The 24,072-nt window shown below is 64.0% G+C and carries 21 protein-coding genes; 9 read left to right on the top strand and 12 right to left on the bottom strand.

Going from position 1 to position 24,072, the window contains the following annotated elements:
• Positions 1-55: 55 nt before the first annotated feature.
• Positions 56-982 (bottom strand): transaldolase, encoded by a 927-nt coding sequence (gene tal, locus AAEQ75_RS20800; RefSeq protein WP_343350332.1) that lies wholly within the window; start codon positions 980-982, stop codon positions 56-58.
• Positions 983-1,177: 195 nt separating this feature from the next.
• Here tal and AAEQ75_RS20795 point away from each other — a divergent pair, with 195 nt between their 5' ends.
• Positions 1,178-1,480 carry a transcriptional repressor gene (locus AAEQ75_RS20795; RefSeq protein WP_099523037.1) on the top strand — a complete coding sequence of 101 codons (303 nt, stop codon included), beginning with the start codon at positions 1,178-1,180 and terminating at the stop codon, positions 1,478-1,480.
• Here the strand turns inward: AAEQ75_RS20795 and dusA are convergent.
• Positions 1,474-2,466, bottom strand: coding sequence for a tRNA dihydrouridine(20/20a) synthase DusA (gene dusA, locus AAEQ75_RS20790; RefSeq protein ID WP_343350331.1), 993 nt, complete (start codon positions 2,464-2,466; stop codon positions 1,474-1,476). The genes AAEQ75_RS20795 and dusA overlap by 7 nt on opposite strands.
• Positions 2,467-2,650: 184 nt before the next feature.
• On the opposite strand from dusA, the gene pqqF reads away from it, so the two are divergent.
• From pqqF to nahK, 5 genes are all read left to right on the top strand, one after another.
• On the top strand, positions 2,651-5,032 hold the full coding sequence (gene pqqF / locus AAEQ75_RS20785; protein WP_343350330.1) for a pyrroloquinoline quinone biosynthesis protein PqqF: 2,382 nt from the start codon (positions 2,651-2,653) through the stop codon (positions 5,030-5,032).
• 425 nt (positions 5,033-5,457) lie between these two features.
• The gene (locus AAEQ75_RS20780) at positions 5,458-6,642 is read left to right on the top strand and encodes a porin (RefSeq protein ID WP_343350329.1); all 1,185 of its coding nucleotides are present in this window, start codon (positions 5,458-5,460) and stop codon (positions 6,640-6,642) included.
• 72 nt (positions 6,643-6,714) lie between these two features.
• Complete coding sequence (locus AAEQ75_RS20775; RefSeq protein ID WP_143507059.1) at positions 6,715-7,107, top strand: hypothetical protein; 393 nt, start codon at positions 6,715-6,717, stop codon at positions 7,105-7,107.
• Between the two features lie 247 nt (positions 7,108-7,354).
• The gene (gene nosP / locus AAEQ75_RS20770) at positions 7,355-8,518 is read left to right on the top strand and encodes a nitric oxide-sensing protein NosP (protein WP_343350328.1); all 1,164 of its coding nucleotides are present in this window, start codon (positions 7,355-7,357) and stop codon (positions 8,516-8,518) included.
• A complete protein-coding gene (nahK, locus tag AAEQ75_RS20765; protein WP_343350327.1) occupies positions 8,448-11,090 on the top strand; it encodes a hybrid sensor histidine kinase/response regulator NahK/ErcS' in 2,643 nt (880 codons plus the stop codon). The genes nosP and nahK overlap by 71 nt, the downstream gene beginning before the upstream one ends.
• 129 nt (positions 11,091-11,219) lie before the next feature.
• Here the strand turns inward: nahK and AAEQ75_RS20760 are convergent, their stop codons facing one another.
• From AAEQ75_RS20760 to AAEQ75_RS20725, 8 genes are all read right to left on the bottom strand, one after another.
• On the bottom strand, positions 11,220-11,639 hold the full coding sequence (locus tag AAEQ75_RS20760) for a GNAT family acetyltransferase (RefSeq protein ID WP_143507065.1): 420 nt from the start codon (positions 11,637-11,639) through the stop codon (positions 11,220-11,222).
• 154 nt (positions 11,640-11,793) lie between these two features.
• Positions 11,794-12,459: a response regulator transcription factor gene (locus AAEQ75_RS20755; protein ID WP_115291335.1), complete on the bottom strand. Its 666-nt coding sequence runs from the start codon at positions 12,457-12,459 to the stop codon at positions 11,794-11,796.
• 23 nt (positions 12,460-12,482) lie between these two features.
• Positions 12,483-13,058 carry a PQQ-dependent catabolism-associated CXXCW motif protein gene (locus AAEQ75_RS20750; protein ID WP_343350326.1) on the bottom strand — a complete coding sequence of 192 codons (576 nt, stop codon included), beginning with the start codon at positions 13,056-13,058 and terminating at the stop codon, positions 12,483-12,485.
• Positions 13,059-13,295: 237 nt separating this feature from the next.
• Entirely contained in the window at positions 13,296-14,087 is a 792-nt protein-coding gene (locus AAEQ75_RS20745) for an ABC transporter permease (protein ID WP_343350325.1), read from the bottom strand.
• Positions 14,084-14,899 (bottom strand): ABC transporter ATP-binding protein, encoded by an 816-nt coding sequence (locus AAEQ75_RS20740; protein WP_343350324.1) that lies wholly within the window; start codon positions 14,897-14,899, stop codon positions 14,084-14,086. Before AAEQ75_RS20740 ends, AAEQ75_RS20745 begins: the two co-directional genes overlap by 4 nt.
• Entirely contained in the window at positions 14,896-15,861 is a 966-nt protein-coding gene (locus tag AAEQ75_RS20735; protein ID WP_343350323.1) for a YVTN family beta-propeller repeat protein, read from the bottom strand. The genes AAEQ75_RS20740 and AAEQ75_RS20735 overlap by 4 nt, the downstream gene beginning before the upstream one ends.
• A 201-nt stretch (positions 15,862-16,062) precedes the next feature.
• Entirely contained in the window at positions 16,063-17,241 is a 1,179-nt protein-coding gene (locus tag AAEQ75_RS20730) for an ABC transporter substrate-binding protein (protein WP_343350322.1), read from the bottom strand.
• Between the two features lie 121 nt (positions 17,242-17,362).
• Positions 17,363-18,322 carry a tetratricopeptide repeat protein gene (locus AAEQ75_RS20725; protein WP_343350321.1) on the bottom strand — a complete coding sequence of 320 codons (960 nt, stop codon included), beginning with the start codon at positions 18,320-18,322 and terminating at the stop codon, positions 17,363-17,365.
• A gap of 249 nt (positions 18,323-18,571) precedes the next feature.
• Here AAEQ75_RS20725 and AAEQ75_RS20720 point away from each other — a divergent pair, with 249 nt between their 5' ends.
• From AAEQ75_RS20720 to AAEQ75_RS20710, 3 genes are read left to right on the top strand one after another with little or no spacing between them, the layout of a single operon-like run.
• Entirely contained in the window at positions 18,572-19,009 is a 438-nt protein-coding gene (locus tag AAEQ75_RS20720) for a copper-binding protein (RefSeq protein WP_099523017.1), read from the top strand.
• Positions 19,010-19,022: 13 nt separating this feature from the next.
• Complete coding sequence (locus AAEQ75_RS20715; RefSeq protein WP_343350320.1) at positions 19,023-20,288, top strand: HAMP domain-containing sensor histidine kinase; 1,266 nt, start codon at positions 19,023-19,025, stop codon at positions 20,286-20,288.
• On the top strand, positions 20,285-20,935 hold the full coding sequence (locus AAEQ75_RS20710; protein ID WP_084341927.1) for a response regulator transcription factor: 651 nt from the start codon (positions 20,285-20,287) through the stop codon (positions 20,933-20,935). Before AAEQ75_RS20715 ends, AAEQ75_RS20710 begins: the two co-directional genes overlap by 4 nt.
• A 266-nt stretch (positions 20,936-21,201) precedes the next feature.
• Here the strand turns inward: AAEQ75_RS20710 and AAEQ75_RS20705 are convergent, their stop codons facing one another.
• On the bottom strand, positions 21,202-21,861 hold the full coding sequence (locus tag AAEQ75_RS20705) for a pentapeptide repeat-containing protein (RefSeq protein ID WP_343350319.1): 660 nt from the start codon (positions 21,859-21,861) through the stop codon (positions 21,202-21,204).
• A 99-nt stretch (positions 21,862-21,960) separates the two neighbouring features.
• Complete coding sequence (gene exaA, locus AAEQ75_RS20700) at positions 21,961-23,823, bottom strand: quinoprotein ethanol dehydrogenase (RefSeq protein WP_430523432.1); 1,863 nt, start codon at positions 23,821-23,823, stop codon at positions 21,961-21,963.
• Between the last annotated feature and the right edge of the window lie 249 nt (positions 23,824-24,072).

The following is a 24,072-nucleotide window of genomic DNA, read 5'->3' as shown; positions in this document are numbered from 1 at the left end:
CGAACTCGCAATGAAATGAAAAGGGGCGTCAGCTTGGCTGACGCCCCTTTGTCATTCAGGCCTTGGCGGCCAGCAGGGCTTCGAGTTTTTCCTGATCGCGGGCGAACAGGCGGATGCCCTCGGCCAGTTTTTCGGTAGCCATGGCATCCTCGTTCAGAGCCCAGCGGAAGCCGCCTTCATCGAGGCTCTGGCGAGGTTCGCCGGCAGCGCCAGGGGCGAGTTGACGAGTGAGCTGGCCGTCGTCTTCTGCCAGCTTCTGCAGCAGCTCGGGGCTGATGGTAAGGCGGTCACAGCCCGCCAGCGCTTCGATCTGGCCGATGTTGCGGAAGCTCGCACCCATCACCACGGTGTCGTAGGCATTGGCCTTGTAGTAGTCGTAGATGCGCGTGACCGATTGCACGCCTGGATCTTCGCTGCCAACGAAATCACGGCCCTCGGCTTTCTTGTACCAATCGTAGATGCGCCCCACGAACGGTGAGATCAGGAATATGCCGGCATCGGCGCAGGCCTGCGCTTGGGCAAAGGCGAACAGCAGCGTCAGGTTGGTCTGCACGCCGGCTTTTTCCAACTGCTCGGCGGCGCGGATGCCCTCCCAGGTCGAAGCGATCTTGATCAGTACGCGCTCGCGGCCAATGCCCGCTTTTTCGTAAAGGCCGATCAGACGCTGGGCGCGGCGCAGGGTCGCGTCGGTGTCGAACGACAGGCGCGCATCGACTTCGGTGGAAATTCGCCCCGGGATGACCTTGAGGATCTCCTGGCCGACGGCGACCGCGAAATGATCGCAGGCCAGCCCCAGGTCACCCTTGCCAGCACTCATGGCCTGATTCAGCAGGTCGGCATAACGAGGCAGGGCAGCCGCCTTGAGCAGCAGCGAGGGGTTGGTGGTGGCATCCACCGGTTGCAGGCGGGCGATGGCATCGAGGTCACCGGTGTCGGCGACTACGGTAGTGAACTGCTTGAGTTGTTCCAGCTTGGAGGTCATGACGAGGCCTTGTCGTTGCAGATGGCATGACCTTACCCGAGGCGCAGCGGGCGCTCAACGGTCGGGTCACTGACAAAATTTAGCTTTTCGGGCTGCGCTTTTTACCGGCTCGTTCGTCTTTATCTATGACGGTACGTAAGAACGTGCCGAAGTCGGTGGAGTCCGACTGTAGACGAGCTGCCAAGGAGCCCGAGCATGTCGACCCAAACCCAGCTTTCTCGTTCAGTTTCCGCAGGCCTGGACACGCGTCAGTGTCGTGAGTGGTTGCAGGCTGCCGGGCTGCGCTTCAGCATGCCCCGGCTCAAGGTGGTGGAGGCGTTGTGCAGCGCCAATGACGAGCAGGGAATATCCGCGCGCGCACTCCACCAGCAATTGAGTGAGGCCGGCGAACCGCTGTCGCTGGTCAGCGTGCGCCAGGTGCTGCGGCGTATGGAGGAGAATGGCTTGGTGCAGACGACGGGGCGTAGCCGCTATCGCCTGAGCGCGCCGGATCAATGACCGCGTAGCAATTCGGCTGCCTGATCGAGCAGCGCCAGCGGGTCTTGCACCTTGTGAATGTCCACCGACAGCAGCTGGCGGAAACGTCGGGCACCGGGGAAGCCCTGGGCCAGGCCCAGTACGTGACGGCTGACGTGATGCAGGGTGCCGCCCTCGCGTAGGTGCTGCTCGACGTAGGGTTTGAGTGCGAGCAGAGCGTCCATGCGGGAAATACCCGTGTCTGCGGCGCCGAACAGGCGGCTGTCCACCTGCGCCAGCAGATAGGGGTTGTGATAGGCCTCGCGGCCGAGCATCACGCCATCGAAGGTCTTCAGGTGCTGCTCGCATTCCTCGAGGGTCTTGATGCCGCCGTTGAGGATGATCTCCAGATCTGGGAAGTCCTGCTTGAGCTGCGCGGCGATGTCGTAGCACAGCGGCGGAATCTCACGGTTTTCCTTCGGCGACAGTCCTTCGAGGATGGCAATGCGCGCATGCACAGTGAAGCTGCGGCAGCCGGCATCGCGCACCTGGCCGACGAAATCGCACAGCTCGGCGTAGCTGTCACGGCCATTTATGCCGATGCGGTGCTTGACCGTCACCGGGATGCTCACGGCGTCCTGCATGGCCTTCACGCAGTCGGCGACCAGCGCCGGGTGGCCCATCAGGCAGGCGCCGATCATGTTGTTCTGCACCCGGTCGCTGGGGCAGCCGACGTTCAGGTTCACTTCGTCATAGCCATGTTCTTCGGCCATCTTCGCGCAGGTCGCCAGATCCTGCGGGTTGCTGCCGCCCAACTGCAGGGCAATCGGATGTTCGCACTCGCTGTAACGCAGGAAACGCTCGCGGTCGCCATGGATCAGCGCGCCGGTGGTGACCATCTCGGTGTAGAGCAGGGCATGACGCGACAGCTGACGGAGAAAGAACCGGCAGTGACGGTCAGTCCAATCCATCATCGGGGCGACGGAAAAGCGGCGAGACAGGGCGAGGCGGTTGGAATCCTGGGACATGGGACGCTGTGACGGGCTGAAAAAGGCTGCTTATTCTAACAGCAAGCCCGCGCGGGACGGGCTTTTGTTGCCGGCCATAGGAGGGCTTTTGTACCAATGTGTCGGCTTGTCTAGGCCCAAAGCAGCATTGCCGGACCGTGGTGCAAGGGGCACGCTTGGCGGCAAGCTGCCCAGAGAACCATCGATGTCTGATCAAGCTCCCGTTACCCGGCGACTGGCCAATGGCGCCGAGCTGCGAGCGCAGCAGCAGCTTTGGGCGCAGCAGGTTGGGGTGTGCCTGCGTGTGGCCGCCGGCGGTCATGACGAGCCAGCGGCCTATCCGGGCCTGGCGCACTTTCTCGAACATCTGCTGTTTCTCGGTAGTCGCGATTACCCGGTCGATCAGGGTTTGATGGCCTTCGTCCAGCGCCATGGCGGGCTGGTCAATGCCTCTACCCAGGCGCGTTACACCGATTTCGTCTGTGAGGTGCCGGCCGAGTTGCTGCAGCCAGCGCTGACACGTCTGCTGGATATGCTTGGCCAGCCTTTGCTGGCGATCGACGCGCAGCTGCGTGAGCGCGAGGTGCTGCACGCCGAATACCAAGCACGCAGCCAGGATGCCGACAGTCGCATCGATCATGCGCTGGGCCAGGCGCTAGCCGCTGGGCATCGCTGCGGCGCGTTCCTGGCCGGTGATCGCAGCACGCTGGCTGTGGAATCTGCGGAATTTCATCGGGCGCTGCGTGATCATCACCAACGTCACTACCAGGCTCGGCATATGAGCCTGACCCTGGTCGGGCCACAACCGGCCGAGCAGTTGCTGGATATCGCCGAGGCGCTGCTTGGAGCGTTGCCGGCAGGCGAGGGCGACGCCTGTTCCGCTCCGCCGCCGGACCTGCTGCCGCTGCGAGCGCCGTGCCTGCATCTGCAACACAGTCGCTCTGGTGTGTACCTGGGTCTTGCCGTGCAGCTCGACACCCGCGACCTGAACGCATCGTTGGATCTGTTGCTGGATGCTGTGCAGGACCCTACGCCCGGCGGCTTGCTCGACGGTCTGCGCGCGATGCAATTGTGCCGGCAGTTGCAGGCGCGGGTGCTGTATCAGCACGGTGGGCAATGCCTGCTGCGTCTGGACTTTCCTGGCGCCAGCGCGGAGCAGGGCGCCGCAGTGCGCGCCGCCGTGCAGAGTTGGGCCGCGCAGTTGCAGGGCGATACAGATTGGTCATTGCGACTGCAGCACCAGCAGCAGGCAGCAGCGCTCAGGTTGCTTGGGCTCAGCCCGTTGGCGGCGGCCAGGGAGCTGCAGTCGTCTGCTCAGGACGATAGCCAGACCCTGCACGACCTGAATGCCGTGCTGGCTCTCCTGGCTCGCGGTGATGGGCTGATCGAATTGCAGTGTGGCGAGCAGGCGCGACCCTTGTGGCCGGCAATTGGATTGGATTTGCCATTGCAGGCCTTGCCGGTGCCATCGCCAACCCCAATTTCGAACCATCCCTGGCGGCTGCCTGGCAATGATCCGTTGCTGGCCGGCGCTGCCGTGGCATCGGCCGTTTTGCCGTTGGCCGCGTTGCGACATCATTCGGGGCAGGTCGAGGGTGGGCCGGCTGCGCTTTACTGGCGTGGCCCTTGTGCGGCGGCGGGCGACGCTGCGGCCATCGAAGCGGGATTGCTGGCGCGCAGCGCCGATCTGCGCTGGCGCGGTGAGCGGCTTGGCATTGCCTGCCAGCTGAGCGTACAAGTTGCTGGCTGGAGCCTTTCATTGCGCGGGCCGGCACCACTATTGCCGACCTTCAGTGCTTTGCTGCTACCGCTGCTGTTGGCCACGCTGGATGAACCAGTCGAGCCCGCTTCCCAGGGCATGTTGTTGCGGGCGCTGCTGCAGCGTTTGCCGCACCTGTGCGAACTACCCAAGGTCTCGCGGCTGGAAGGGCTGAGTGTTGGGCTTGGGGTGTGCGAGCAGGCGCACTTGAACGCGTTATGCGTGGCTGTCGAGCCGCTGGCGGATCTATCTCCTGCACCGTGTATCGAGACTGGCGTCGACTGGCACCAGGTCGCGCAGCCAAGTACCGATGCCGCGTTGCTGCTGTTTTGTCCCTTGCCTGCCGGTGATGCCTGCACCGAGGCCGCATGGCGTCTGCTTGGGCAGGTGTTGCAGGGGCGTTTCTACCAGCGCCTGCGTGGTGAGTTGCAACTGGGTTACGCGCTGTTTGCCGGTTTTCGCCAGGTCGAGGGTTGCCGGGGGTTGCTGTTTGCCTTGCAGTCACCCGTCTGCGAGGCGGCTGGCATCTTCGAGAATATCCGCGCCTTTCTGGGCGAGCAGCGTCAGTCGCTCGCTGCGCTGGATGATGAGGCCGTGTCGCGTTACCGCGCTGCCTTGCTACCGACACTGAGCCCGGCCGAGGCCAACCTCGCACGTGCCGAGCAGCTATGGCAGTTGCATCTGGCAGGCTTGCCCGAGGTGCACCTGCAACGGGTGCAGCAGGCGTTGGTCGACCTGACCTCTAGCGATCTGCTGCGAGCACATGAGAAGTTGCTAAGCGCCCGCGACTGGCGCGTGTTGGCCAGCGGAGCACCGTCGCCGGCCTAGGCTGCGTTCTCTTCATCGCTCTTTGCGCGACTGCGATCAAATTTCCAACGCCTTTTTCTGCAGGAGCCCCGGTCCGGTGCAAGGCTCCGGCTTTGTGGCGTTCTTTCGATTCGCCGCGGGGCGCGGCTCCTACAGGGTGAGGCAGTGTCTGGTGCTTGTGTAGGAGCCCCGACCCGGGGCAAAGCCTTGTGCAGCTGCGCCGCTCGTTGCTGGCGCATTTCTACGCCCTAGGGCTGGCCCGGTACTACGACCTTTCTCCTGCTACCGGTAGCAGGTCGGTCGCGAGCCGGCGGGAGCACGCCGGTAGCGCCCGGCCAAAGCAGCAGCGAATCGCTGCCAAGGCAGCGTATGGCCCGCCGGACCCGCTTTCGATAATCGCCTCCGACACGACTGCCCCGGTGGTCGCCACTCAAGCGGAGAGCGTTATGAACAACAACAAGATCGCCATCACTCGATTTCTGCCCCTAACTCTGGCTGCTGCCGTCGCCCTGGCGACCGCTCAGCAGGCCGCCGCCGAGATCGTTCTTTACGACAAGGACGACACCACTTTCTCCACCGACGGTTATATCAACGCCTTCTACGTCAACAGCGACGTGGACCGTGATGGCGAGCAGTTCGACCGCCGTCAATCGCGGGTGAAGATGGGCTTTCTGCCCAACTGGATCGGCTTCAACTTCGGCAAGCAGATCGATGATCTGAAGCTGACCGGCCGCTCGTCCTTCTGGGTCACCATCAACGACAGCGAAACCAATGGCACCGATACCGCCATCGACGTCCGTCAGTTCTACGGCACCGTTTCCAGCCCGGAGTGGGGCGAAGTGCTGGTGGGCAAGGACTTCGGTCTGTTCTCGCGCTCCAACATCTTCCTGGATGAGCTGCTGGCCGGGTACGGCAATGTGTCCGACACCCTCGGTCTGGTAGACGGCAATGGCGTGTCCTTCGGCAACATCGGCACCGGCTACCCGTATCCGTTCCCGACCTCGCAGATCACCTACCGCAACAACAACCTGGCTGAAGGCCTGCGTGTCGCAGTGGGCATCATGGACCCGGTCGACACCAACGACGACAGCCCGACCGGCAAGGCCTACCAGGAAAATCCGCGTTTCGAATCGGAAGTCAGCTACCAGTTCGATCTGGGCGGTTCGACCATCTACACCTGGGTCAACGGTGCCTACCAGACCTCCGAGAACACCGACGACACCGTCGACAAGGTCACCTCCAAGGGCCTCGGCTATGGTGTGCAGGCCAAGTTCGGCGGCCTGTCGCTGACTGGTTCGGGCTTCCAGGCCAAGGGCATCAACCCGTTCTTCACCAACAACCTGGGCGAGCCGACCCTGCGTGACATCGACAGCGACGGCTACCTGCTGCAGGGCTCCTACACCTGGGGCAAGAACCGCGTGGCGCTGTCCTATGGCAAGACCGAGGACGACGGCAACGGCCTGGGCGTGGCGGCGGACTACGAGACCCGCGGTATCGCCTATTTCCGCACCATCAACGACAACCTCAAGCTGGTCGCCGAGTACAACCAGTACCAGATCGATGCCGCCGCCGGCAGCGGTCTGAACGAGGACACCGACACCTTCGCCGTAGGTGCGGTACTCAGCTGGTAAGCCATACGGCTTGCGGACGACGGGAGGCCCAAGGGCCTCCCGTTCTTTTTATGGATCGAAAGGAAGAATTCAATGATCGGACTCTGGAGCGAATCGGCTCAAACCTATCTGCTGGTACTGGCGATCAGCACTACGCTGGTCTTCGCGCTACCCATCTTTCTCGTACCGCTGACCTGGGCGCGCCTGATGCGTTGGCGCATTCCGCAGGATGTGGACCTGGCGGTGTACTTCGGGCGCTGTCTGGGTGCCTTCATCCTGATCGTCGAGGCGCTGATGCTGCGCGCCGCGCTGACCGGTGAAGCGCTGCACACCACCTTCGAGGTGCTGGCCGCGGTGGCCCTGCTGATGGTGCTGGTGCATGTGCATGGCGCGATCAAGCGCATCCAGCCGTGGACGGAAACCCTGGAGATAGGCTTTTACGCCGGGATGTTCGTGCTGAACCTGATGTTCTGGCCGGCCCTGTAAGAACACTGGTGCGCACGGCGCAGCAGTTTGTAGAGCGGGTGCAACCCGCCGTTGCCCCACTGGCGGGTTGCACCCGCCCTACATATTGAATTGCCCATGCATGGCGTGACCAGGGTGGCGGCGTGCGTCGCGTACTGCTTCGCGAGTACGCCCTACGGATCGACTACCCAGTACTCAAGTAGCATGGGGCGGGCAGCGCCGGCTTCGTAGAATTTCCCCATGATCAGCACGTGAATTGGGGCGTGATATGGCCTTGGAACAGTCGGAGGGGGTGCTCAGCGCCGTCTCCAGCACGAAGGATGTGGAGTTGGCCGCCCAGGAACTGGCACGCCAGCTGATCCACCCCTATCTCGGTTTCGTGCTGTTCTTCTGCTCGGCCGAGTACGATCTCGACGGCCTCGGCCAGGCGCTGGAGGCGCATTTCGGCGGCGTCAGCCTGGTCGGCTGTACCAGCGCCGGCGAGATCACCCCGCAGGGCTACGGCCGTGGTTGTGTGGTGGCGCTGGGCTTCGACCTGCGCTGTTTCTCCATCGCCAGCGTGCTGATCGACGAGATGGAGCGTTTCAATCTACTCGACGCGCAGCAACTGGTCGATGGCCTGGTCAAGAGTTGCCGCAGCAACGAGCTGGCCTCGATCAAGGGGCACAGCTTCGCCCTGACCCTGCTCGACGGTCTTTCCAGCCGCGAAGAACTGGTGCTCGGCGCGCTCAGTGCGGCGCTGGGCAGCATCCCGCACTTCGGCGGCTCGGCCGGCGACGACAACCACCTGACCCACACCCACGTCTATCACGGCGGCCGCTTTCATAGCGGCGCGGCGGTGGTGGTGCTGTTCAACACCTGGCTGGAGTTCGAGGTGTTCAGCACCCATCACATCCAGCCCAGTGCGGAAAAACTGGTGGTGACACGCGCCGACAGCGCCACGCGCCGGGTGTACGAACTCAATGCCGCACCGGCCGCACAGGAATATGCCGAGCTGATCGGGGTGCCGGTCGAGGCGTTGGATCTGCGGGCGTTCGCCGCCTATCCGCTGGCGGTGCGCATCAGCGATCACTACTACGTGCGCTCGATCCAGCAGGTGCACGACGACCTCAGCCTGACCTTCTACTGCGCGGTGGAGAACGGCATCGTCCTTACCGCCATGCACCCCGGCCCCTTGCTGCCCAACCTGCAGCAACTGTTCGCCGGGCTGGAGCAGCGCCTCGGTCCGCTGCTGCTGACCATCGGCTGCGACTGCTTCCTGCGCCGCCTGGAGATCGAGAACGATGGCGGCGTCGAGTCGGTCGCCACGCTGCTGCGCCAGCAGCGGGTGATCGGCTTCAACACCTACGGAGAGCAGTTCAATGGCATGCACATCAACCAGACCTTCACCGGCGTCGCCATTGGCCGACCTGTTGGGCGTGCCGAGCGCTGAGCTGCAGGCACGCTGTGCGGCGCTGGAGCAGGAGAACGCCAAGCTCAGGCGAATCAACGCCGCGTTGATCGAGCGGGTCGAGTCGATCCATTCCCGTGGCGATGACGCCTACGCGGCCTTCCAGCATTCGGTGGTGCTGTCCGAGCAGGTGCGCGAGCGCACCGACGCGCTAAACCAGGCGATGGCCGAGCTGAAATCCAGCAACCAGTTGCTCAGCGATGCGCGCTTGCGTGCCGAGACCGCGCACCAGCATTTGATCGACGCCATCGAGAGTATCTCCGATGCCTTCGTGCTATTCGATGATCGCCAGCGCATCGTGCTGTACAACAGCCGCTTCAAGGCGCTGTGGGCGCGCAGCCGCGCGCGCATCGGCACCGGTACGCGGTTGGAAGAAATTCGCCGGCTGAGCCGCAGCACCGGCCTGGTGGTGGAAGCGCAGCTGGGCAAGGAAGGCGAGCCGAGCCTGTTCCGCCTGCAGGACGGGCGCTGGGTGCAGGTCAGTGAGCGGCCGACCCGGGAGGGCGGGCTGGTGATCCTTTACACCGACATCACCGAGGTGAAGCAGAGCGAGGCGCTGCGCCGCGAGCAGGCCCTGGCGCAGAAGTCGCGCCTGCTGCAGCGCGCGGTCGACAACCTGTCGCAGGGCATGGCCATGGTCAATGCCGAGGGTGCGCTGGAGTTGTGGAATCACCGTTTCCTCGAACTCTGCGGGCTGGCGCCGATCAACGCCCATCGGCCGTTCGCCGAAGTGATGGCGGAAAGCGAACTTGAGCCGCTGACCCCGGACAGCCGCGATGCCGCCGGCAAACCGCTGCGCCAGGTGGAGGTGCGCCTGTTCGACGGGCGCATGCTGGAAGTGCGTACTCATCCGTTGCCCACCGGCGGCTTCGTCAATACCTTCACCGATATCACCGAGCGCCATCGCCAGGCCCAGGCACTGAGCGACAGCGAGCGCTGGATCCGCCTGATCACCGACCACGTGCCGGCGCTGATCGCCTACCTGTCGGCTGATCTGGTCTACGAATTCACCAACAAGGTCTACGAGGAATGGTACTGCTGGCCGCGCGGCGCCATGCTTGGCCAGAGCCTGCGCGAAGTACACAGCGAGGAGCATTGCCAGCGCCTGGAGCCCTACGTCGAATTGGCGCTGTCCGGCGAGAGCGTGAGCTTCGAGTTCGCCGAAACCAACCACAACGGCCAGGAGCGCTACATGCTGCGTTCCTATGTGCCCAACCGTCAGGCCAGCGGCGAAGTGGTCGGCATCTTCGTGCTGATCCGCGACATCACCGAGCGTCGCCGCACTGCCGAGGCATTGCACCAGGCTTATCAACACCTGGAACAGCGCGTACGCGAGCGCACCGCCGAGCTGACCACGGTGAACGACCAGCTGCGTCGCGAGATCGACGAGCGCACGCAGATGGAAGCGCGCCTGCGTGAGGCCAAGGGCGAGGCCGAGCAGGCCAACCTTTCCAAGACCAAGTTCCTCGCCGCGGTCAGCCATGACCTGCTTCAGCCGCTCAATGCCGCGCGGCTGTTCACCAGTGCCTTGTTGGAGAAACGCGACCTGTCAGGCTGTGCGCCGCTGGTGCGCAACGTCAGCAACTCGCTGGAGGACGTCGAGAGCCTGCTCGGCACGCTGGTGGACATTTCCAAGCTCGATGCCGGGGTGATCAAGCCCGATATCGCGCCATTCGCCGTCAGCGAGCTGCTGGAGAACCTGGCCGCCGAGTATCACCAGATCGCCTGTAGCGAGGGCTTGCGCCTGGACTACCTGCCCAGCTCGGTGCTGGTGCGCAGCGACGTGCAATTGCTGGCGCGGATTCTGCGCAACTTCCTCAGCAACGCCATTCGCTACACCGCCAGCGGGCGCATCCTGCTGGGCTGCCGGCGGCGCGGCAACAGCCTGTCCATCGAAGTCTGGGACACCGGCATCGGTATCGCCCAGGACAAGCTGGTGGAAATTTTCCAGGAGTTCAAACGCGGCGATAACGTGCAGCGCAAGCAGGATCGCGGCCTGGGTCTGGGCCTGGCGATCGTCGAGAAGATTGCGGGCATGCTCGGTCATCGCATCCGCGTAGCATCGCAGCAGGGCAGGGGCTCGATGTTCGCCGTCGAGGTGCCGCTGACCCGCCGAGCGCCGCGCGTGCGTGCCGTGCAGGACAGCCCGGATCTGCTGCTCGAACGCCTCAGCGGCGCGCGGGTCTGGGTGCTGGATAACGATGCGGCGATCTGCGCCGGCATGCGCACCCTGCTCGAAGGCTGGGGCTGCCGGGTAGTGACTGCGCTGAGTGAAGAAGACCTGGCGTGCCAGGTGGACAACTACCATGCCGAGGCCGACCTGCTGATCGCCGACTATCACCTCGACGACGAGCGCAATGGCGTCGACGCGGTGGCGCAGATCAACGCCCGGCGTAGTACACCGCTACCGGCGCTGATGATCACCGCCAACTACAGCAACGAGCTCAAGCAGCAGATGCGCGAGCTGGGCCACAGCCTGCTGCACAAACCGGTAAGGCCGATGAAGCTGAAGGCGGCGATGAGTCATTTGATGGAGCGTGGGGCAGGGGCTTGAAACCCGGTGCGTACGGAGCACCCCAGGTTTAACTGAGCGAGCAGAGCGCAGGAGCTGTGGATGTCGCTTTTTACATCCACCGCAGCGGTGGATCGGTAGAGCGTGATCCACCCGATACGGGCGTGCGGGTTAATCATCCGCGATCAGTCGCTTGCCCAGGCTGACCGAGGCATCGATCTTGTAGCCAAGCCGCTCGTAGAAGGCCAATGCCGCTGCGTTGGTGTCGCGCACCTGCAGGCTGAGCTTGGGGCAGCCCAGAGCGAGCAATTGTTCTTCGATATACGTCATCAACTGACGGGCCAGGCCTTGCTGGCGTTGCTCGGGGCACACCGCCAGGTAGTTGACCCAGCCGCGATGCCCCTCGTAGCCGGCCATGGCCGATGCCACTAGCTTGCCGTCGATCTCACCCACCACAAACAGCTCGGGCTGAACCTGCAGCTTGCGCTGGATGTCCTTGCGCGGGTCGTTCCACGGGCGGGTCAGGTCGCAACGTTGCCAGAGATCGATGACAGCGGCTTCGTCAGCGAGCCGGAAGGGGCGGATGTGCATGTTGGACTCCAATCGGTGAGACCGCCGTTTTAGCACGGCCTGATGACGGGAGTCAGGACAACCTCGTTCGTCACTCCCGCGAAGGCGGGAGCCCAGGTGCTTCTTGAGTTCTGGCTTCCCGCCTGCGCGGGAACGACAGCTAACCTGTCGGACGCTAGCGGCGCAGATAGGAGGCGAAATCGATATCGCCGGCCGAAAGGATCGCCTGCACGCGGTTATGTACGTTGAGCTTGCGCAGAATGGCCGAGACGTGGGCTTTGACCGTGGTTTCGGCGATATCCAGGCTGTAGGCGATCTGCTTGTTCGACTCGCCCTTGGTCATGCGTTCGAGCACCAACAGTTGCTTGCGCGTCAGCGCCTGCAGCAGCTCCGGGGCGATGCTGTGGTTGTCGTGGTGCTGCCGTGAACTGCCGCTTTTCTGCGAACGGATGATGTCCGGCGGTAGATAAACGTTGCCGTCGAGAATCTGCGCGATGGCGTCGGTCATCTGTGCGCGTGGCGAAGACTTGGTGATGAAACCCACCGCACCATAGGTGATGGCTTGCAGCACGATCTGTTTGTCCTGCTCGGCCGAAACGATCACCACCGGGATGGTTGGCGCCTCGTTGCGCAGGTTCATCAGCCCGCCCAGACCATGCATGCCGGGCATGTTCAGGTCGAGCAGGATCAGATCCAGATCGTCGTGGCTCTGGGTCAGCTCCAGGGCGCTGTCCAGGTCGGCGGTTTCCATGATCTCGCTGCCGGGAAACCCGTCGGCGATGACGTTATGGATGGCTTCACGAAACAGCGGATGGTCGTCGGCAATCAGAATCTTGTACATGGCCTTGCACCTCGTTGTCGTGATTATGGGTTGGCAGTGGGCGTGAGGAAAGCAGCAGGCAGTTCGGCCGGTTGCGCGGGCACCAGCGGCAGGCCGGCCTGTTCCCAGGCATCGATGCCGTCACGGTACCAGTAGAGCTGGCGATAGCCCATGGCATGGGCGCGGCGCGCGGCGTTCCAGCTCAGCCAGCAGTCGGAGCGGCAGTAGAATACGAAGGGCTGGCGCACGTCGCCACGGCTCTGCTGGTGTAGGTAGTGGGTGAAGTAGCGCTGCCATTGCGGGGCCAGGTTGCCGTCGCCGGCGTTGGCCAGCCACAGACTGCCGGGCAGGTTGGCGTGGGGGGCGTCCTCGACGAAGCGGTCCTGCACGAAAGGGCGGCGGTAGACGTCGATCAGGCGGGTGTCGGGGCGCTCGGCAAGGAGCTTCTGCAGGGCGGGCGTATCAACGATCTGCACGCCGTCCAGACTGGATGGCGTGGGGCTGCGGTACTGGCTGCTGCGATAGCCCTCGGCGTCGAACAGATCTTCGGCATGCGCAAGGCAGGCCAGTAACGCCGAGGCGAGCATCAGGCCTGCTTGCACGGGCAGACGGTACTTCATGGCGAGGTCTCTACTTATTGTTGTGGCGGTATTACAGGCCATGGTCGCAGGCTTGGGAATTCTACGTTGGAGAGGAAAACTAGTGCCAAAGTAGTAGAGCGATCAGCTAGTAGGGCACCGTAGCTAGTAGGGCGTACTCGCGAAGCAGTACGCCATCAGATTTGCGAGTCTACGAATACCGGCGGGCTGTTCGCTTCGCTCCTGAGCCCGCCCTACGAACGAAGCCGCCCTGCGGCATTAACCCGCCTTGCGCAGCGCGGCATGTTGCGGGTTGAAGCTGGCTACGGCGAGCAGCGTCAGTAATACCGTCAGGCCGGCGCAGATCAGCAGCGCCTCGATATGCAGGCGCAGGTACAGCGCATTGCGCACCAGCTCCACGGCATGGGTGAAGGGGTTGAACGCGCACAGCCAGTACAGCCACTCGCTGGACTCGCGCATCTTCCACAGCGGATACAGCGCAGACGAGAGGAAAAACATGGGGAAGATGACGAAATTCATTACCCCGGCGAAGTTCTCCAGTTGCCGGATGCCGTTGGACAGCAGCAGCCCCAGCGCACTGAGCAGCAGCGCCACCAGCAGCAGCGCTGGCAGTGCGGTGAGCAGGCCCCAGGCTGGCGGTTGCACGCCGTACACCCAGGCGATGACGAGAAAGGCATAGACCTGCAACAGCGAGATCAGCGCCGTGGCCAGCAGCTTGGCCACCAGCAAAAAGGCGCGCGGCAGCGGGCTGGTGAGCAGCACGCGCATGCTGCCCATCTCACGGTCGTAGACCATCGACAGCGAGCCCTGCATGCCGTTGAACAGCAGGATCATGCAGGCCAGGCCCGGCACGATGTAGGTGTCGTAGGTGATGTAGGTGTCGTACGGCTCGATGATGGCGATGCCCAGCGCGGCGCGAAAACCGGCGGCGAACACCAGTAGCCACAGCAGCGGGCGCACCAGGGCGCTGAGAAAGCGCGAGCGCTGCAGGACGAAGCGCAGCCATTCGCGCAGCACGATGCCGCGCAGGCATTCCCAGTAGGCGGTCATGGGTGCGGCTCCTCGGCGGGGTGTTCGCGGCTGAAGCCGCTCCTACGGGCCTGGGTATCCAGGTTCGGCCGAATCGCCTCGCGCACATGGCCGCGGCCAAGCGCCTCGTCGCCGGTCAGGCGGGCGAAGCTGATGGCCAGGTCATCGCCGAACTGGCTGGCCTTGCCCCAGGCCACGCGCTCGCCTCGATGCAGGATCAGCAGATCATCGCTGGATTCGATCTCGTCCAGCAGGTGGGTCGTCCACAGCACGCACAGACCCTGCTCGCGGCACAGGTTGCGCACATGTCGGCCCAGCGCCAGGCGGCTGGCCGGGTCGAGCCCGGCGCTGGCTTCGTCGAGCAACAGTAGACGCGGTTGATGGAGTAGGGCGCGGGCAATCTCCACGCGGCGGCGGTGGCCGCCGTTGAGCGTGCGCACCTTGTCGTGACGGCGCTCAGCGAGATCCTGGCGCAGGAGCTCCTCGTCGATACGCGCCTGTGCCTCGCGGCGCGGCATGCCGTGCAGCGCGGCGTGGTAGGCGAGGTTCTGTTGCACCGACAGGTCGAGATCTAGCGTGCTTTGCTGGAACACCACGCCGAGCTGGCGTAACGCCTGGCGCGGCTCATTGCGCAGGCTGTGGCCGAAGATGCGGATATCGCCCTGCTGCAGGTCGTACAGGCGGGTGAGCAGGGCGATCAGCGTGGACTTGCCGGCGCCGTTGGGGCCGAGCAGGGCACCGAAGCGGCCTGGCGCCAGCTCGAAGGCCAGATCATTCAGGGCCTGGCGGGCCCCATAGGCGAAACCGACGCCGCTCACCTCCAAGGCGTTCATGGCGTCACCACCACGCCCCAGGGATAGCGGCCGACCTTGATCGACTTGGTCACCTTGAGTGAATCGATGTCGATCACCGATACATCGCCACTGACGCCATTGGTGGTCAGCAGGCGCTTCTGATCCGGGGTGAACGCCAGGTGCCAGACGCGCCGGCCCACCAGCAGGTAGTCGAGAATCTCGAAGGTCTTGGCATCCACCACGGCCACATGGTTGGCCGGGCCGAGGGCGACGAAGGCGTACTTGCCGTCGTCGGTCAGCTTGACTCCGACCGGCTGCACCTTGTCCGGGTGCACGCCCTTGATGGCGAAGTTGAGCACCTTGAGCACCTGGCGCGAGTCGACGTCCAGCACCGTCACCGTGCCGCCGATCTCGGCTGAGGCCCACAGGCGCTTGCCGTCCTTGTCGAATTCGACGTGACGCGGGCGCTGGTCGACCAGGGTGTTGTCCACCAGTTGATTGGTGCTGGTATCGATCCAATGCAGCATGTTGGTGGTTTCGCTGGTGTTGACCGCCCACTTGCCGTCGGGACTCACCGCCATGCCTTCGGGCTCCACGCCGACTTCGATCTGCGCCAGCACTTCGTCGCTCTGGGTATCGACCACCGTGACCAGAGCATCGTCCTCGTTGGAGATATACAGCCAGCGATCGTTGGGATGCAGGGCGAACTGCTCGGGGTCGGCGCCGGAGGGCAGCTCCTTGATGATCTTGCGCGTGGCCAGGTCCATCACCTGCACGCGGTCCGAGTCGCTGGCGCAGATGTACAGAAGTTTATTGTCGGAAGACAGCAGCAGCCCGCGCGGGCGCATGCCGACATCGAGGGTGGCGGTGACTTCCAGGCTGTCGAGGTCGATGACGCTGATGCTGTCATCCTTCTCGTTGGACACGTAGGCAGTGGCGGCGAAGGCCGAGTGGCAGGCCAGGCCGAAGGCGACGGCGCAGGAGAGACGGGTCAGGTGCATGGGGTTGATCCTCTTGTTGTTGTCGGTGCGACGGCGTTGGCCGGTGCGCGTGCTCCCCTCTCCCATTTATGGGAGAGGGGTTGGGGGAGAGGGCTGAAAATCCCCCTCTCCCTAGCCATCTCCCCGGGGGGGCGAGGGGACAGAGTTTCTTTGCCTGCGGTCATCACCTTCCACAGGGCAATCGTGCTGAATGCTGTGCTGCTAAGGCGTACCCGCCAGATCGCAGCTCACCTCGGGCCGGTCATAGCCGAGGCTGTCCATCTCGTTGCTGGGGTGGAGAAAACCATCCTGCGGCGAGGTGCTGACCAGGGCTCGCGGGTGTACCAGCGGAATCGGTTGGCGCAGTTCGCCATTCCACGGACGGAAGCTCAACTTGCGGCCCTTGAAGCCGTCCAGCGGCAGTTGTTCGTTCAGCAGCAGATGACGAATGCCCTGCGGCTCGGCGGTGCGCTGCTTGGTGATGGCCGTGGCCAAGCTGCGCACGGCCATCCAAGCGGCGAAGTCGCGGTCGTTCATCCAGCGTCCGGCCAGCTCCTCGAAGCGTTTCTGCAACTGCGCGGCGCCGAAGGTTTCCACCGTTTTGTGCCAGGCAGTCGGGGTCAGGCCCTGGGTGCCGGCCACCGGGCGCGGGTACCAGGTGTTGTAGGGCAGGTATTCGCCGAAGTCGCCGCGCTCGTCGGCCACCAGCACCACGTCGTACTCGCTGGCCTGGGTGAACAACGGCATTTCCGCCTGGGCGCTGCGGCGTTGGTCATTGTCGAAGCTCCAAGGCTTTTCGGCGACGATCTTGTGGCCGAAGCGTTTGGCCGCGCGCTTGAGCGCGTCGGCGTAGGCAATGTCGTCCTCGGTGCTGCCGGTGACCAGCAGCCAGCGTGTCCATTTGCGCACGGCGAGGAACTGCGCCAGGGCGTCGGCCAGCATGGCGCGGCTGGGCAGGGTGTGCAGCACGTTGCCCAGGCATTGCTCGCGGCGCAGGCCGTCGTCGGCGCTGCCGGCGTTGAGCAGCAGGCTGTCCGGCAGGCGCTCGCTGAGCTGGCGCAGGGTATCGGCTGGGGCATTGACTACGAACAGGCGAATGCCGGTCTGATGCTGTTGTTCGGCGGCGGCGAGCAGCTCGGTTGCATCCTCGCTCTCGGCGCTTTGCAGTTCGAACTTCTGCTTGAGGAAGCGCCCGGTGCTGTTGCTATCGATGATCGCCAGCTCCGCGCCGCGGCGGCCGGCGTCCAGCGGTTCGGGGATGACGTTGGACAGCAATGGCCCGCGTGGTGGTTGATGAGCCAGGTAGCCGATGCGCACCTGCAGCTCGTTCGCGCTGGCTTCGACCACCAAGCTGAATATGGCAGCGAGGTAGAACAACGAGCGGCAACTGATCCGGTGCATGGGACGACTCCTGCAAAGGGTGTCGCCAGCATAGGAAGCGCTTACGGCTCGGGAAATATGCCCAAGGTAGCGCCGGACACGTACGAAGGTAGTAGCTCTTCAGGGTGGCGGTGTGTCGTGCTCACTCGCCCCGCTGGCGGATATCCAGGCGCAGACCGTAGATGCTTGCCCTGCCCTCAAGGAGCTGCAGTCGGGCGCTCTCGTGGATTTCCAGCTGCTGCGTACGTTCGCCGCGTGCCAGCGTTTCGCGAATCAGCGAGAAGGCCAGGATCCCATCATCAGTACTCAGCAGTTCTGGTTCGTTACGTTGGTAGTGATAGCGATCTGTCTGGGCGAATGTTTGTTGCCACAGTGTACGCAGCTGCGCCTTGCTCAATGCTTGCCAGCTACGTGACTGCGGGAGGCGCACCTGTATTTGGGCGTCATCGCGGATCAACGCCACCAGCGCGTCGATGTCACGGCGCTGCGCCGCCTGGTCGATCATGCTGAGTGCGGCCAGTACCGCTTGGCGTTGTTCGTTATTAGGTTGGATGGCGGCAACGCCATCACCGTCCAGCGCGGCAAGAAACTGCTGGGCCTGCGCATGTTCGCCTTGCCTGGCCGCAGCGCGAATCCAGCTCAGGCCATTGGCGTGCTGACCCTGCTGGTAGAGGCGCTCGCCCAGCGCCCACTGGGCGTCGGCGTTGTCCTGCTCGGCGGCACGCTGATACCAGCGTAGCGCCTCGTCGGGGTTAGCTGGCGTACCGAGCCCGATGTCGTGGGCGCGGGCCACTTCATACATGCCGATAGCGTCGCCCGCATCAGCTGCGCGTTGGTACCAGCTCAACGCTTGCCCCAGATCGGTCCTGGTACCGAGACCTGCGGCGTGCATGTTGCCCAGGTTGAGCATGCCCTGGCGGTTGCCGGCTTCGGCGAGCCGGCGATAGCGCTCGAAGGCTTCGTCGAAGTCGCCCATTTTGTACACCGCGTAAGCGTCCAGTACTTGGATCATCTCGCGAGCAATGCGCGTCTGTTCGTCGTCGCTGGCGCTCAGCGGCGTACTCAACAGAGCGCCCAGCAACAGGCCGGCAAGTTGACGCATGGTGATCCTCCAGTGGTTAGACGTGGGCAATGGAGGCTAGCAAGCCCAGTGCGTGGGGTATCTAACTCGATGGTGGCGAATGGATGCGCCAATGGTGGCGGGTAGGGCTGTCGTGCTGGGCAGTCAGCCCGCAGCTGCCGGGAAATATGCCCAAAGTACCAGCGCGTCAGTACCAAGGTAGTAACCCGGCGCAAGGCGTTACTTCCTAGCATGGCAGGCAACGTCCTATAACAAGAACAGGTGAACGCCATGCGTATTTTCAAGGCTCTGCTACTGCCGCTGTTGCTGATCATCAGCCTGCTCGGTGTCGATCAATTGCACGCCGCCGGTGATATGACCCGCCGCCCGGTGGCATTGCCTGACCTGGTGCTGGGTAACGACGACAGCGACTACTTCATGTCGCAGACCGAATACCAGCTGGAAACCGGCCAGGCCTACCAGCTCAAGATCATCGCCAGCGGACAGAAGGAATACGCCTTCCAGGCGCCGGAATTCGCCACTTCCATCTACCTGCGCAAGGTCGAGGCGGGTGGTGTGGAGATCAAGGCGGTCACCCTCACTGAACTGGAGTTCGAAGAGGCTGGCGAGGCGGAGATCTTCTTCCTGCCGGTCAAACCGGGCAAATACCGCTTCTACGCCAAAGGCCTGGAAGGCAAGGGCATGCTCGGTTACTTCGTCGTCAAATAGCGCGGCCAAGTAGATGACTGCTCTGGGCCGCATCAACCTCGGCGTCAGTTTGCTGTTCGGGCTGGTTACCCTGGCCGGGCTGGCGCTGCTGTTGCGCCAGGCCAGCCACGATGTGCAGCGCGAGCTACAGGCCGCCGAAGCGGTGGTGGAATACCTCGGTGAAGTGGCGCGCAGCAACCCCGGCAGCCTGCGCCCGGAGCTGACCGAGAACCTGCGACATATCCGTGTGAGCTGGCTGCGTCCGGGTGAAGAGCCCGAGCAGCAGACCGAAAGCGTCATTGAACACTGGATCGCCGAACGCTTGCTGGGCTCGGCTTCACTGGTGGCCGATGCCTGGCCGCTGGAGGATGGCCGCGAGTTGCGTATCGCTCTCGACCCCTATGACGAGATCGAGGAAATCCAGGACTCGCTGTTGCAACTGCTACTGCTCAGCGCCTTCGCCCTGGTCCTCAGCCTGCTCACCATCCGCTTTGCCGTGCGCCGTGCCAGGCGCGTGCTGGACGAGCTGCTTGCCGGCCTGCGCGAAGTCGGCGCCGGTCACTTCGATACCCGTTTGCACGACCACGGGCTGGCCGAGGCCAAGCACCTGGCGGCGCACTTCAACGAGATGGCCATCACCCTGCAACAGGTGCAGGCGGACAACGCCGAGCTGACCCAGGCACTGCTGGAATTGCAGGAGCGCGAGCGCACGCGCCTCGGCCAGACCTTGCACGACGACCTCGGTCAATACCTCAGCGGCATTCGCGCCCAGGCCTGCCTGCTCAAGGTGATTGCTGACCGGCCGCAGCAGGTGCAGGACACCGCGCGCCTGCTCGACGACAACTGCGAGCGCCTGCAGCAGGGCTTTCGCAGCCTGATCCGCGACCTCTACCCGGTGGTGCTGGAGCGTCTGGAACTCGGCCCGGCGCTGCAGCAACTGGCCGCCGACTGGCAGCAGGCGCAAGGCATTCGCTGCCGCCTGCAACTGAGCGAACAACTGCCAAGCCTGCCGCTGGCGAGCAAGGCCCATCTCTATCGGCTGGTACAGGAGGCGCTGACCAATGTCGCCCGCCATGCCGATGCCAGCGAAGTACGTATTCGCCTGCAACGCCGTGGCCAGGGCTTGCGCCTGTTGGTGCGCGACAACGGCCAGGGCACCGCGCTGCCGCTACGCCCCGGTATCGGCCTGCGCTCGATGCGCGAACGCAGCCGCAGCCTCGGCGGCGAGCTGCGCCTGCACAGCCGCCCGCAAGCCGGCTGGGCGTTATGTCTGAATATTCCTCTGGAGGCTACGCGATGAAGGTTCTACTGGTGGACGATCACGCCGTGGTACGCCAGGGCTACGCCAGCCTGCTGCGCGCCCTGTTGCCCGAGGTGCAACTGCGCGAGGCCTGCGATGGTGAGCAGGCGTTGCAGCGGGTACAGGAAGAGATTCCCAATCTGGTGATCATGGATATCGGCCTGCCCGGCATCAGCGGCCTGGAAACCACCCGCCGCCTGCGCCAGCGCCTGCCACAACTGCGCGTGCTGTTCTTCAGCATGCACGACGAACTACCCCTGGTGCGCCAGGCGCTGGACGCCGGCGCCATCGGCTACCTGACCAAGAACTCCTCACCGGAAGTGCTGGTGGAGGCGGTCAAACGCACCGCCGCCGGCCACGCCTATATCGAACAGCAACTGGCCACCCAGCTGGCCTGTAATCCCGCTAGCAGCGATGGCCTCGACCCACGCCTGCGCGAACTGACCCAGCGCGAGTTCGAAATCTTCGTCATGCTCGCCCGCGGCCTGCCACCGAGGCAGATTGCCGAGAAGCTGTGCATCAGCGCCAAGACCCTGTCCAATTATCAGACCCTGGTAAAGAACAAACTGCAGATCAGCTCGCAGGCGGAGTTGGTGCATTTGGCGATTGATAGTGGGGTGGTGCGGGTGGGGTTGGAGAGTGCCTGATTCAGTGTGGGTTCGCGGCTGAAGCCGCTCCTACGCAAATCAGCGTTCGGCCGCAGACCGTAGGAGCGGCTTTAGCCGCGAAGCGCTCTTGAGTATCGCGGCTGAAACGGAATGCCGCCCAGCCGCTCCACAGGGGGACGTTGAACAAGGTAGGGCGGGTGCAACCCGCCAGAACGCGGATTGGCGTTAGCTGCACTGCCTGTTGGTGGGCTGAAGCGGAGCGCCGCCCGGCCCACCCTACGAATCAGGGCCTTGCGGGATTAGGCTCAGTCCCAGCCCTTGGGGCATTGCACGCAGCCGGGCATGGTGGCGTCCTGGAAGTTGCCGAAGCGGGTGCGCGCGCCGGTGAGGTTGGCGTTCTCCAGGTTGGAGCCGCTGAGTTTCACTTCCTGCAGGTTGGCATCTTCCAGATGTGCACCCTTGAGGTCGGCCTTGCTCAGCCAGGTCATTTCCAGGTTGGCCGCCTGCAGCTGGACGTTGTGCAGCTTGGCGCCGGAGAGGCGGGCGAATTCCAGGTTGGCGGCGCGCATGTCGGCGCCTTCGAATTGCGCAGCCTGGGCGAACAGGGCCCAGCCACTGATGGCCACCAGGCTGGCGCCAGACAGATCGGCCAGGCGAAGGTTGCTTTGTTGCAGGCTGGCGCGGGTCAGGTTTGCGCCGCGTAGCTTGGCTTTCTCCAGGTTGGCCAGGTCGAGGTTGACGTGGCGCAGGTCGGCGCCGGAAAGGTCGGCACCGGACAGGTCCATGCGGCGCATGTCGAGGTTGCGCAGGTCAGCGCCACGCAGGTTGGCGTTGGGGCATTTGCTGTCGGGTTCGATGCGGCAGCCGTTGATCTGCGGTACTCCATCGTTCTGGGTTTCGGCGCCGATGGCGTGGCTGCCGATTACCAGTAGCAGGACCGGGATAAGCAGGGGCAGGTAGTTCATGGCGAGTCCTCGAATGGGATGATGGGTGAGGCAGTCGCGGCTAAAGCCCCTCCCACAGGTAGCGTGCATGGCGCACCAGGTGCGCCATGCGTTCAGCCTTTAGCGTTGGGCGCTGGCCTTGTCCCAGCTCGGCAGCTTGAAGACCCAGAAGGAACCGCCCTGGGCGACCGGTTTGGTCAGGTCGGCCATGTCGCCGCCCCACAGCGGCACGGCGCCGCCGTAACCGGCGGTCACGCCGATGTACTGCTCACCATCCTGCTCCCAGGTGACGGGCGGGGAGATGATCCCGGTGCCGACCTGGAACTTCCACAGCTCCTTGCCGTTCTTGGCGTCGAAGGCCTTGAAGTAGCCGTCGCCGGTACCGGTGAACACCAGGTTGCCCTTGGTGGCGAGTACGCCGGCCCACAGCGGCAGGCGCTCCTTGTGCTCCCAGGCGACCTTGCCGGTGGTGGGGTTCATCGCGCGCAGGATGCCGACGTGGTCGTCGAACAGGCGCTTGATACGGAAGCCCATGCCCAGGTAGGCGGAGCCCTTCTTGTAGTGCGCCTCTTCAGCCCAGTAATCCTCTTTCCAGTGGTTGGCCGGGACGTAGAACAGACCAGTGTCCTGGCTGTAGGCCATCGGGTTCCAGTTCTTGCCACCGAGGAACGGCGGGGATACTTCGACCACTTCACCTTTGCTTTCACCGGGCTTGGGCTTCGGCGGGCGCTGGCCTTCGTTCTCGACCGGGCGACCGGTTTCCAGATCGATATGGCTGGCCCAGGTGATCTTGTCGACGAAGGGGAAGGCGTTCTTCAGCTTGCCGTTGGCGCGATCGACCACGTAGAAGAAGCCGTTGCGGTCAGCGTGGGCGGTGGCCTTGGTGACCTTGCCGTCCTTGTCCTTGTAGTCGAACAGCACCAGCTCGTTGTTGCCGGAGAAGTCCCAGGCATCGTTCGGGGTGTGCTGGTAGAACCACTTCACTTCGCCGGTGGTGGGATCGACGCCAACCTGACCGGAGGTGTACAGGCTGTCGTAATCCTTGGGGTTGCCGCCGTCGCTGGTGCGTGCCCAGCCGTTCCACGGGGCCGGGTTGCCGGCGCCGATGATGATGGTGTTGGTTTCGGCATCGAAACTGGCGCTCTGCCACGGCGCACCGCCGCCCTGGCTCCAGGCTTCCTTCTTGCCGGTCGGGTGGTTGGGATCATCCGGCCAGCTCGGCGCTTTGACGTCGCCCGTTGGGGTGCTGTCCTTGCCGTTCAGGCGGCCCATATGTCCTTCGACGAAGGGGCGCATCCAGACTTCTTCACCGGTATCCGGGTCGCGGGCGAACAGCTTGCCGACCACGCCGAACTCGTCACCGGAGCTGCCGTGGATCAGAAGCACCTTGCCGCTCTTGCCGTCTTTGACGATGGTCGGCGCGCCGGTCATGGTGTAGCCGGCGGAGTGATCGCCGAATTTCTTGTTCCAGACCACCTTGCCGGTGTCCTTGTTCAGCGCCACGACGCGGGCGTCGAGGGTGCCGAAGTAGATCTTGTCGCCATAGATGGCGGCGCCGCGGTTGACCACGTCGCAGCACGGGCGGATGTCGTCGGGCAGGCGGTGGCTGTAGGTCCACAGGCGCTTGCCGGTCTTGGCGTCGAGGGCAAAGACGCGCGAGTAGGAGCCGGTCACGTAGACCACGCCGTCGTGGATGATGGCCTGGGATTCCTGGCCGCGCTGCTTCTCGTCACCGAAGGAATAGCTCCAGGCCGGGGTCAGCTTGAACACGTTTTCGGCGTTCACCTGAGCCAGCGGGCTCCAGCGCTGGGCGTTGGTGCCCATGCCGTACTGCAGCACGTTGCTGGTGGTGGTGTGGTCGTTGGCGATGTCTTCCCAGGTGACCGGCTTGGCAAACGCGCCCTGGCTCAGCGCCAGGCCGCCGGCCAACATCAGGGCAAGCGCCAGAGGGCGCGGGGTGCTGGGTAGGTTTCTTGTTGTCATCGTTGTGCTTCCCATTGGAGGTGGTAGGTCGCTGCAGTGACACCGCGAAAACTGGGTTCCGGGGATGTCCAGCAGAGGCAAGCCGATGGTGGTACCCGGCCACCTTCGCGCCTACGGAAAAACTCCCGCCTTTGCCGGGAGGATTTCCCGGTCGGCCCATGACTTGGCCTTGCTGCCAAGGCATCGCCAACACCCCCTCACAAGCCCTACTACCAAGGGACTAGAACGCGACCACCAAAGCAGCATTCG

This window comes from Pseudomonas sediminis, from assembly GCF_039555755.1.
Classification (GTDB): Bacteria; Pseudomonadota; Gammaproteobacteria; order Pseudomonadales; family Pseudomonadaceae; genus Aquipseudomonas; species Aquipseudomonas mendocina_D.
The sequence above is the reverse complement of the archived record's forward strand: the minus strand, read 5'-3'. Positions and strand labels throughout refer to the sequence as shown.